The sequence below is a fragment of the Streptomyces sp. NPDC096339 genome, from assembly GCF_044762985.1.
In the GTDB taxonomy this organism is placed as follows: domain Bacteria; phylum Actinomycetota; class Actinomycetes; order Streptomycetales; family Streptomycetaceae; genus Streptomyces.
Genome location: NZ_JBIWFI010000046.1, coordinates 55,303 through 65,583, shown reverse-complemented (window position 1 = coordinate 65,583; position 10,281 = coordinate 55,303). Strand labels below are relative to the sequence as shown.

The following is a 10,281-nucleotide window of genomic DNA, read 5'->3' as shown; positions in this document are numbered from 1 at the left end:
TTTTCAACGGGGTGCCGGCGGGGGGTTCACCCGTGGGCCCGGCCCGGCCCCCGCCCGGCCCCGGCCCGGCCCCGGATTTTGAACCGGGGGGGGCGGGGGGGCCCCCCCCCCGGGCCCCCCGCGCCCGCCGTTCCCCCGTTCCCCCCGTACCCCCGTTGGGTCCCCCGGTTCCCCCGTACCCCCCCCCGGTGGGTCCCCCGTGGCCCGCAGCCGCCGTTACGGCAGGGTGCCGGTCGCGTGGTTGTCGAGCGTCACGATCTCCTCGTCGGCCGGCGCCGTCGTGAGCGGTTCGCCCGTGGCGTGGTTGTCGAGCGGCTTGATCTCGATGCCCGTGGCGTGGTTGTCCAGCGGCTTGATGTCGCCGTCGCCCGGCAGGATGTTCTCGTTCGTCGTCATCACGCACTCCTGATGGTGGGTTGGGCCCCGTTCGGCGATTCCCCCGCGGACCGCCGAACGGGTTGTCCAGCCGACCCGCGTGCCCCCCGACGCGACGAGTCGATGCACCTACGATGACCCGAGGCGATAAACGAACGATGAACGTCTCATTCAGCGCCTGATCGCGCAGGTCAGGACAGTTCCGGAACCGGACCGGTCCGGATCAGGCCGCGATTTCGGACGCCAGCAGCGCACGCACCTCGGCCAGTTCGGACGAGCCGAGTTGCGCGAACACCGCCTCCGCGTCCCGCCAGCACGCCCGTGCCCGGTCACGCTGCCCCAGCCGCCGCAGCGCCCGTCCGAGCACCATCAGCACGCACGCCCGGCGCCACTCGCCGCCCATCACGCGCAGTGCGACCGCCTGTTCGGCGTGGGCGGCCGCGAGCGTCGGCCGGCCGGCCGACAGGTGGACCTCCGCGAGCCTGAAGTGGGTGATGCCCTCCCACAGCGGCTGGCGGTTGTCGTGGAACAGCCCGAGCGCCTCGGTCAGTTGAGTCAGCGCCTCGCCGTGCCGTCCCGCCTGGGTGAGCGCGATGCCCAGCGCGTAGCGGCCGTTGGCCAGGCGCAGGGTCAGGCCCATCTGGTCGTAGATGGCGATGCCCTGCTGGGCGAGGTCGATGGCGCTGGGGAGCCGGCCGAGCTCCACGTGGATCCGGGAGAGGTTGCACAGGGCGCTGGCCTCGCCGACGTAGTTGGCGTCGGCGCGGAAGTTGGAGATGGCCTCCAGCAGGTAGCGCTCGCCGTCCGCGTGCCGCCCCTGGTGGAGGGCGATGATCCCGCGGTCGTTGGGCGCCCAGCAGCTGGGCAGCGGGTCGCCGGCCTCCCGGGCGAGGGCCGTGGCCTGGCGGGCCTCGTCGTCGGCCTCGGCGAAGCGGCCCGTGATGAGGTGGACGCTGGTGAGGGTGGTGCGGGCGCGGCCCTCGGCGTACGGGTCCTTCGCGGCCTGGGCGGCGTCGCGCAGGGCGACGGCGGCCGACTCGTACTGCTTGGAGTTGGCCCCGGACTCGGCCAGGTCCTTCGCCGCCCACAGCAGGTCCACGGCCCGGCGCAGCACCGTCGAGTCGCCGCCCCGTACCGAGGCCTGACGTACGCAGCCCAGCAGCGGGTCGGCCTCCTGGTAGAGCCAGTCCATGGCGGCGCGGGAGTCGGGGAAGACCAGGCCGGGGTAGTGGGTGTCGGAGAGGTGCGCGGGGAGCCGGTCACCCGGGCGTTCCAGGGCGTAGACCCCGGAGGCGGTGGCGAGGTAGAAGTCCAGCAGCCGGTCCAGGGCGGCGTCCCGGCTGCTCGGCGGCTGCTCGTCGCGTTCCGCGCACGCACGCGCGTAGAGGCGTACGAGGTCGTGGAAGCGGTAGCGGCCGGCGGCGGCGGATTCCAGCAGGGAGCAGTCGACCAGGGCCTCCAGGAGGTCCTCGGTGTCGTACTCGGGCAGGTCCAGTACGGCGGCGGCCGCCGAGAGGGAGATGTCGGGCCCGTCGGCGAGGCCGAGCAGCCGGAAGGCGCGCTGCTGGGCGGGCTCCAGCTGGCCGTAGCCCAGCTCGAAGGTGGCCTTGACGGCGAGGTCTCCGGCCTGGAGCTCGTCGAGGCGGCGGCGTTCGTCGGCGAGCTTCGCGGCGAGGACGGACACCGTCCAGGTGCGGCGGGCCGCGAGGCGGGAGGCGGCGATGCGGATGGCCAGTGGCAGGAAGCCGCAGGCGCCGACCACGTCGAGGGCGGCCTGGCGTTCGGCCCCGACCCGTTCCGCACCCACGATCCGGGTGAACAGCTGGAGGGCCTCCTCGGGGCTCATCACGTCGAGGTCGACGAGATGGGCCCCGGCGAGGCCCGCCATGCGGACCCGGCTCGTGACGAGGGCGGCGCAGCCGGCGGTGCCGGGCAGTAACGGGCGCACTTGGGCGGCGTCGCGGGCGTTGTCGAGCAGGACCAGGACGCGGCGGCCGTCGAGGGTGGAGCGGTAGAGCGCGGCCCGCTCGTCGGCGTTGTCCGGGATGGAGGTGTCGGGGGTGCCGAGGGCGCGCAGGAAGGAACCGAGGACGGCGACGGGCTCGGCGGGCCGCGGCTCGGTGCCCTGGAGGTCGACGTAGAGCTGGCCGTCGGGGAAGTGCGCGCGGGCGGCGTGGGCGACGTGCACGGCGAGCGTGGTCTTGCCGACGCCGCCGATGCCGGCGAGCGCGGAGACGGCCATGACCTGGCCCTGGGAGCCGCCGGCCAGGATGGTGCCGAGCTCGTCGACGAATCCGGCGCGGCCGGTGAAGTCGGGCACGGTCGCCGGGAGTTGGGCGGGCCGTACGTGGACGGCCGCGGCGGCCGGCGCCTGGTCCTCGGCGCGGGCCAGGTCGGCGTCGGCGTTCAGGATGCGCTGCTGGAGCGCGGACAGCTCGGGGCGCGGGTCGACACCGAGTTCGCCGGCCAGGAGGCGGCGGGTGTCCGCGTAGACGGCGAGGGCCTCGGCCTGCCGGCCGCTGCGGTAGAGGGCGAGCATCAGCAGCTCGCGCAGGCGTTCGCGCAGCGGGTGGGCGGCGGTGAGGGCGGTGAGCTCGGAGACGGCCTCCGCGTGGTGGCCCACCTCCAGGTCCAGGTCGAGGCGGGTCTCCAGCAGCTGCAGGCGCCACTCCTCCAGCCGGGTGCGTTCCGTTTCGGCGTGCGGGCCGGGGACTCCGGCGAGGGGTTCGCCGTCCCACAGGTCGAGGGCGCGGGCCAGCAGCGTACGGGCGAGGGAGCGGTCGCCGGCTTCGCGGGCCGCCTCGGCGTCGTCGGCGAGGCTGCGGGCCACGCCGAGGTCGAGGGTGGCGGCGGAGCGCAGGCGGATGGCGTAGCCGCCGGACTCGGAGACGAGCAGCCCGGGGTCGAGGACCTTGCGCAGCCGGGAGGCGTACGTGCGGATGGTGGCGAGGGCCTGCTGCGGCGGGTCCTCGCCCCAGATGGCGTCGATGAGCTCGGGCGCGGTGGCGGTGCGCCCGCCGCGCAGCAGCAGCGCGGCGAGCAGCGCCCGCTGCTGGGGCGTCCCCGAGGGCAGCACGTCGCCGCCCCGCCAGGCCCGGATGGGTCCGAGTACGGAGAACCGGGAGTCCCCGGGGGCGGGGACGCCCGTGGCGCCCGCGTCGACCCCGGGCGCACCGCTGCCTTCGGGGCGGTGGCCTGCGGTGTGCGTGCCTGCGCGCCTGCCTGCGGCCCTGCCCGCGGCGCCGCCGCCGGCCCGCGGTTCGGTGCCGTCGCCCGCGGCGCCCGGGGCGTTCGTGGCGCCGGGGCCTCGACCCTCGGTGCCGGCCTGGGTCGCCTGGGCCGACGGGGTCGCCGGGGTCGCCTGGGCCGACGGGGTCACCGGGGTTGCCTGGGCCGACGGGGTCGCCCCCGGGCCGGCCGCGGGGGCAGGCCCGCCCGGCTCGGGTGCGGCCGCGGCCGCGACGGTCGCCGGGGCCGCCCCGGCCGTTCCCGGGGTCGTGAGGGGTGCGGTGGGGTCGGCCCCACGGTCGACGGCGGGCGGAGGGGTCCCCGGTTCGGGTGCGGCCGTGGCCGCGGCGGCCGCGAGCCGTGGGCGCGGGATGGCCGGTACTCCGTCCATGCGGTCGTCCCCCTGCCTTCCGTCGGTGTAAGGGTCAGTCTGCCCTGTCTTGCGCGTACACGTCAGCCCGTCCCGGAGCGATCGGCTCCCAACTAGCTGACGGTTCGTCAGATCGGCGCTACCGTAGGGTCATGGAGACCTTCCCGAAGATCATCTCGGTGGACGACCACACGGTTGAGCCCCCCCACGTCTGGCGGGACCGGCTCCCGTCCAAGTACAAGGACACCGGTCCCCGCGTCGTCCGCGCCCCCCTGAAGGAAATGACCTTCCTCGGCGGCAAGTTCGCCCCCGTCATGGGAGCCAAGGGCGACGACGGCCCGATCGGCGACTGGTGGGTGTACGAGGACCTGCACCGGCCCCTCACCCGCCTCGACACCGCCGTCGGATACGACCGCGACGAGATCAAACTGGAAGTCATCACCTACGAGCAGATGCGCCCGGGATCCTTCTCGGTTCCCGACCGCCTCGCGGACATGGACGTCAACCACGTCCAGTCGGCGCTCTGCTTCCCGACCTTCCCGCGCTTCTGCGGCCAGACCTTCACCGAGGCCAAGGACCGCGAGCTCGGGCTGCTCGGCGTCCGCGCGTACAACGACTGGATGGTGGAGGAGTGGTGCGGCCCCGAGGCCCGGGGTCGGCTGATCCCCCTCACCCTGATCCCCCTGTGGGACGCCCGGCTCGCCGCCGCCGAGGTCCGCCGCAACGCCGCCCGCGGCGTGCGCGCCGTCGCCTTCTCCGAGATACCCCCGCACCTCGGCCTCCCGTCCATCCACACGGACGAGTGGGACCCCTTCCTGGAGGCCTGCGACGAGACCGGCACGGTCATCGCCATGCACATCGGCTCGTCCTCGCGGATGCCGTCGACCTCCGCGGACGCCCCGCCGGCGGTCGGCTCCACCATCACCTTCGCCAACTGCTGCTTCTCGATGGTCGACTGGCTGATGAGCGGCAAGTTCGAACGCTTCCCGAACCTGAAGATCATGTACGCGGAGGGCCAGATCGGCTGGATCCCGTACATCCTGGAGCGGGCGAACGTGGTGTGGGAGGAGAACCGCGGCTGGGGCGGCGTCGCGGACAAGGTCCACCGGCCGCCGTCGGAGCTCTTCGCCGAGCACGTCTTCGGCTGCTTCTTCGACGACGCCTTCGGGCTCAAGAACCTCGACTCCATCGGCGTCGCCAACGTCCTCTACGAGACCGACTACCCCCACTCGGACTCCACCTGGCCGAAGTCCCGCGAGGTCGGCGAGGCGCAGATGGGCCACCTGGCCCCGGACGTCGTGGACCGCATCGTGCGCGGCAACGCGATCGACCTGCTCGGCCTGACGCCGGACGGACTGTGGGCGGGGCCGGGGGCGTAACGGCGACGCGGGCGCGGCCCGGTGGGGGGTGACCGACACCCCGCACCGGGCCGCGCTCCTGCCCCTGGCCCTGCCCCTGGCCCTGCCCCTGCCCCTGCCCCCTGTCCCGTCCCGGACGGTCGCGGCCTAGCGGTCCGCGGTGGCCGTGACCACCGGGCGGACATGGGTCAGGAGGAGCTCCAGGAACCGCTCCGGGCGCCGGATCCACGCGAAGTGGCTCGCGTCCTCGATCAGTTCGAACCCCTTCACCGGCGCCTCGACCGCGTCGAAGTACGCCTTGGCGCGTGCGGCGGGGGTGATCACGTCCAGCGCGCCCTGGAAGACGAAGAACGGGATCTCGAAGCGCGTCCCGTCGGCCCAGTCGTCGAACCCCGCCGCCCCTTCGGTGACGGTCTCCGAGAAGCCCTGGCCCTGGAAGTACGCCTTGATCCGTCCGACGGTGTACAGCGGCGACAGCCACATCGACCCCAGGATCACCTTCTTCACCGTGTCCAGGGTCAGCGGGTCGCTGCCGGCGCACAGCTTGTCGTACGAAGTTCGCTGCGCCCGGGTCCACCGCGCGGGGTCGGACCCCATGGCCTCGATCCGCGCGGCCTGCTTCTTCTTCCCGGCCGCCCGCAGTCGCTCCAACGTGGCCCGGTAGGCGGAGGTGTCCCGGCCGGCCTCGTGGACGTTCTGGTCGGTGCCCACGTACGCCGAGTAGAGCTCGGGGTGGTTGCGGGCCAGCCGCAGCCCGAAGACGGTGCCGAAGGAACTCGGCACGAGCACCACCCGGTCCACCCGCATCCGGTCCAGGACGTACCGGGTGACCTCCAGGGCGTCCTCGTAGAGCCGGTCGAAGGTGACCGGCCCGCCCTGGGCCGCGGCGCCGCCGTTGGCGAAGGTCAGGCCGGCGCCGCGCATGTCCCAGCGGACGAGGGTGAAGTGCTTCTCCCACTCCCGGGTGCGGGCCCCGTAGGGGGAACTGGCCGCGCCGGGCCCGCCGTGGATCTCCAGGAGCACGGGGTTGGCGCGGTCCTCGCCGCGGATCGAGATCCACTGCTCGATGCCGCCGACGCGGATGAAGCCCTGCTCGTCGATGCCGGTCGGCGAGTCGATCCGCATGAGGGCGGCGTTCGCCGACCGGCGCACGGCGCGGTGGCCGAACAGACCGACGACGGGCGCGGCGAGCGCGGCGGTGGTGGCGGCGAGGACGAGACCGATCATTACTGTTTCCCCCAGACACTGTTTTTGGTTCGAGGGGAAGACTACGCGAGAGCGGCGATCTGGCAAGCCCTCGATTTCGCCGGGGAAGAGCCGAGTTACGGTTGCGGTGCGCGGGCGATACGCAGGGGGGCGGGGGTCGTGAACGGGGACGGCGGGGAGCGCGGGGTCCGGCGGGCGGGGCTGGTCGGTGGTTCGGTGACGGCGCTCTGCGCGACGGTGGCGTCCGTCGCCGCGGGGGCCAAGGCCGGTCTGCCCTGGTGGGCGGTGGTGGCCGCGGCCCTGCCGACAGGGGCGTTGGCCGGCTGGGCCGGGGCCCGGGCCGGGCGGCGCGACGGCGTCAAGGAGGCGGCCCTGGAGCCCGGGGAGACGCTGCTCGGCGCGTACGCCGTCCGCCCCCCGACGGCCCGTCTCGCGCCGCCCTCTGGGTTCGCCGCGGGGGAGGAGCCCCGGTTCCAGCTCCGCATGACCACCCGCGGCCTCCAGTTGTGGGAGTGCTCCGTGCTGTGGCGGCACCCGTGGCCGGAGCTCCGCGTGACCGTCGACGGCCCGCGACTGCGCGTCCACCACCAGGGGCGGGAGGTCGGCGTGATGCTGGTGGATCCGCCGGGCACGGTCCAGGAGATCCGCCTCGCGGCCAGGCGGTGCGGGGCCGGCTGACGCCCGCGGCGGCTGACCGGCGTCGGGTCCGAGGTGTCGAAGGACTTCGGCGGTAGCTGCGGGGGTACCTCCAGCCTCGCCGGCGTTCGAGGCGCGGGGTCCGGGTCTTTCAGCCTCGCCGGCGTTCGAGGCGCGGGGGCCGGGGCGGAGCCCTCGGGTCTTTTCAGCCCGTCCGGCGTTTGAGGCGCGGGGGTCTGGGGGCGGAGCCCTCGGGTCTTTTCAGCCCGTCCGGCGTTTGAGGACCGGGGTCCGGGCGGAGCCCGGGGAACGGTGGAAGGGCGGGTAGGGGACTGCTCCGCGCAGCGGCACCCCCGGGGGCGGCCCGCACGTGAGGGGCCGTCGGGGTCGGGCGTGCGGCGGGGCACCTCCTCGGGCGTCGAACGTGCGGAGGCAGCGGACATCCGCGGCGTGGTTGCGTTCGACGCCCTGCGGGGGCGCCCCACCGCGCACCCGACCCCGACGGCGCGGGGGTGTGGCACGGGCCCCCGGCGCGCACGTTCAGTGCGGGGGCGCCCCACCGCAAACCCGACCCCGGCGGCGCGGGGGTGTGGCACGAGCCCGCCCGGCGCGCGCGTCAGTGCGGGGGCGCCCCACCGCAAACCCGACCCCGGCGGCGCGGGGGTGTGGCACGAGCCCGCCCGGCGCGCGCGTCAGTGCGGGGGCGCCCCGCCGCGCACCCGACCCCGACGGCGCGGGGGTGTGGCACGGGCCCGCCCGGCGCGCGCGTTCAGTGCGGGGGCGCCCCACCGCGCACCCGACCCCGTCGGCGCGGGGGTGTGGCACGGGCCCCCGGCGCGCGCGTTCAGTGCGGGGGCGCCCCGCCGGACACGCGGCCCCGGCAGGGGGCGAAGGGGCGCGCGTGCCAAGTCGTGCCCCGCGGCCGCAGCGCTAGCATTGGGGCATGCCCGAACTCGAACTGCTCCGTGTCGAACACGCCCCGGCCCTGCTCGAGTTCGAGCGGGAGAACCGGGCGTACTTCGCCGCGTCGGTCCCGGACCGCGGCGACCAGTACTTCGCCTACTTCGACGAGCGCCACCACGCCCTGCTGGCCGAGCAGGCCGACGGGCTGTGCTTCTTCCACCTGCTCGTCGGCGACGACGGGGAGGTGCTCGGCAGGGTCAACCTCGTCGACGTCGAGGACGGTTCGGCCGAGCTCGGCTACCGGATCGCCGAGCGGGCCGCCGGGCGGGGGCTGGCCACGGCCGCCGTGCGCGAGATCTGCCGCCTCGCCGCCACCCGGTACGGCGTGACCACGCTGCGCGCCGTCACGACGCTCGACAACACGGGCTCCCGCACCGTCCTGACCCGCACGGGCTTCGTCCCCACCGGTGAGATTTCCGTGGACGGCCGCCCGGGCATGGGCTTCGTCCGGTCGGAACCGGGAACCCGCTGATACCGTCCGGTCCAAAGCCCGCCACGCACCGCCCCGCCCCTTGCGACCGCGCCCGCCGCCAAGGCATGCTTCGCCGGGGCAAAGCGGAAGGATCATCATGCCGGTGGACAGGCGCAACGTGGTGACGGTGGTGCTGTGCGCCTTGGCGGCGCTGGGCGCGTCAGCGGCGGTCGCCGAGTTGGTGCCGCCGCCCGAGGGGGCTCCGCCGGTACGCGCGAAGGCCGCGCCGACCCCCTCGCCGACGGCTTCGTCGCGTTCGCAAGCTTCGCCGAGATCTCAGCTCACCTCGCCGCTGCCCGCTCCGGTGACCCCCAAGCCCGGAGGCCCGGCCGCCTTCACCGGGGCCCTGTTCACCGGCGGCCTGGACGGGGACCACTTCTGTACCGCGACCGTCGTGAGCAGCCCGGGCAAGAACCTGATCGTCACCGCCGGGCACTGCCTGCTGGCCGGGGACCAGACCAACGGCGAGGGCGGGGCCGTCTTCGCACCCGCGTACGCCAACGGCTTCGCCCCGTACGGTACTTGGAAGATAGAGAAGGTCTTCGAGGACGAGCGCTGGGCCGAGGGCACGGACGACGACTACGACCTCGCCTTCGCCCGCGTCGCCCCCGACGGCAAGGGACGCAACATCGAGGACGTGACCGGCGCGGCCGCCCTCGACACCAGCGGCCGTACCGCCGAGGAGGTGACCGTCACCGGCTACCCCGCCGACCGCAAGGTGCCGCGTACCTGCACGGCGGTGGCGGTCCGCCTCAGCGACACCGAACAGCGCTTCGACTGCGCCGACTTCCCCGGCGGGACCAGCGGCAGCGCGTGGATCGCCCGCGACGGGAAGATCGTCGGCATCCTCACGGGCGGCGACACCGACGACGAGTCGACCAGCACCGTCCTCGGGGAGTACGCCGCCTCGCTGTACGCCAAGGCCACGGGGAAGGGCTGACGGGCCCCGGCACCTCCTACGCCAGCAGCCCCAGGTGGACCGGTTCCGCCGGGGCGCCGGCCAGCAGGTCCGGGAGGCGCGGCGGCCACAGGGGTTCGCCGAGGGTGGCCAGCCGCTCCGGGGAGAGCCACTGCCAGTGGATGCCGGGGTACTCCAGCACCGGTTCGCGGTGCGGACCCCGGGCGAGGTAGATGTGCTCGTGCTGGCGCACCGGGATGCCCTGGTGCGTGAAGTCGTGCTCCCAGGTGCAGAGCAGGCGTTCGGGCTCCAGGTCGGTCCAGCCGGTCTCCTCGCGCAGCTCGCGCCGTACGCAGTCCTCGGGGGTCTCGCCGGGATCGATGCCGCCGCCCGGGGGCAGCCAGTGGATGCCGACCTCCACGTTGTTCTCGCGGAAGAGGAACACCGAACCTTCGGGGGAGACGATGGCAACGCGGGCCGCGTGACGTGGAGTTCGAGTGCGCATCGATCCAGCGTACGCCGGGGGGCGGAGGCGGGGAATGCGTTCTTTCCCCTCGGCCCGGCCCTCGGCCCGGCCCTCGCCTCCGCCCTTTCCTCCGCCCGGTCCCCGGCCCGGCCCTCGCCTCCGCCCTTTCCTCCGCCCGGTCCCCGGCCCGGCCCTCGCCTCCGCCCTTTCCTCCGCCCGGCCCTCGGCCCGGCCCTCGCCTCCGCCCTTTCCTCCGCCCGGTCCCCGGCCCGGCCCTCGCCTCCGCCCTTTCCTCCGCCCGGTCCCCGG

The 10,281-nt window shown here is 74.7% G+C and carries 8 protein-coding genes; 4 read left to right on the top strand and 4 right to left on the bottom strand.

Annotated features, from left to right (window positions below; genetic code table 11):
• Positions 1–216: 216 nt before the first annotated feature.
• Together ACIQ5Y_RS36100 and ACIQ5Y_RS36095 are read right to left on the bottom strand one after the other, a co-directional pair.
• On the bottom strand, positions 217–396 hold the full coding sequence (locus ACIQ5Y_RS36100) for a hypothetical protein (protein ID WP_403890509.1): 180 nt from the start codon (positions 394–396) through the stop codon (positions 217–219).
• 202 nt (positions 397–598) lie between these two features.
• The gene (locus ACIQ5Y_RS36095) at positions 599–3,994 is read right to left on the bottom strand and encodes a BTAD domain-containing putative transcriptional regulator (RefSeq protein WP_403890506.1); all 3,396 of its coding nucleotides are present in this window, start codon (positions 3,992–3,994) and stop codon (positions 599–601) included.
• A gap of 131 nt (positions 3,995–4,125) precedes the next feature.
• Between ACIQ5Y_RS36095 and ACIQ5Y_RS36090 the strand changes: the two genes are divergently transcribed.
• Positions 4,126–5,352, top strand: coding sequence for an amidohydrolase family protein (locus ACIQ5Y_RS36090; RefSeq protein ID WP_403890503.1), 1,227 nt, complete (start codon positions 4,126–4,128; stop codon positions 5,350–5,352).
• Positions 5,353–5,478: 126 nt separating this feature from the next.
• On the opposite strand, the gene ACIQ5Y_RS36085 is transcribed toward ACIQ5Y_RS36090, so the two are convergent.
• Complete coding sequence (locus ACIQ5Y_RS36085; RefSeq protein WP_403890500.1) at positions 5,479–6,558, bottom strand: alpha/beta fold hydrolase; 1,080 nt, start codon at positions 6,556–6,558, stop codon at positions 5,479–5,481.
• Positions 6,559–6,696: 138 nt separating this feature from the next.
• Between ACIQ5Y_RS36085 and ACIQ5Y_RS36080 the strand changes: the two genes are divergently transcribed.
• The 3 genes from ACIQ5Y_RS36080 to ACIQ5Y_RS36070 all read left to right on the top strand — a co-directional run bounded on the left by ACIQ5Y_RS36080 (position 6,697) and on the right by ACIQ5Y_RS36070 (position 9,548).
• Entirely contained in the window at positions 6,697–7,215 is a 519-nt protein-coding gene (locus ACIQ5Y_RS36080) for a hypothetical protein (protein ID WP_403890497.1), read from the top strand.
• Between the two features lie 901 nt (positions 7,216–8,116).
• Positions 8,117–8,608: a GNAT family N-acetyltransferase gene (locus ACIQ5Y_RS36075; protein WP_403890494.1), complete on the top strand. Its 492-nt coding sequence runs from the start codon at positions 8,117–8,119 to the stop codon at positions 8,606–8,608.
• A gap of 97 nt (positions 8,609–8,705) precedes the next feature.
• Positions 8,706–9,548 carry a trypsin-like peptidase domain-containing protein gene (locus ACIQ5Y_RS36070; RefSeq protein ID WP_403890491.1) on the top strand — a complete coding sequence of 281 codons (843 nt, stop codon included), beginning with the start codon at positions 8,706–8,708 and terminating at the stop codon, positions 9,546–9,548.
• A 16-nt stretch (positions 9,549–9,564) separates the two neighbouring features.
• Here the strand turns inward: ACIQ5Y_RS36070 and ACIQ5Y_RS36065 are convergent, their stop codons facing one another.
• Positions 9,565–10,011, bottom strand: coding sequence for an NUDIX hydrolase (locus tag ACIQ5Y_RS36065; protein WP_403890488.1), 447 nt, complete (start codon positions 10,009–10,011; stop codon positions 9,565–9,567).
• Positions 10,012–10,281: the final 270 nt, after the last annotated feature.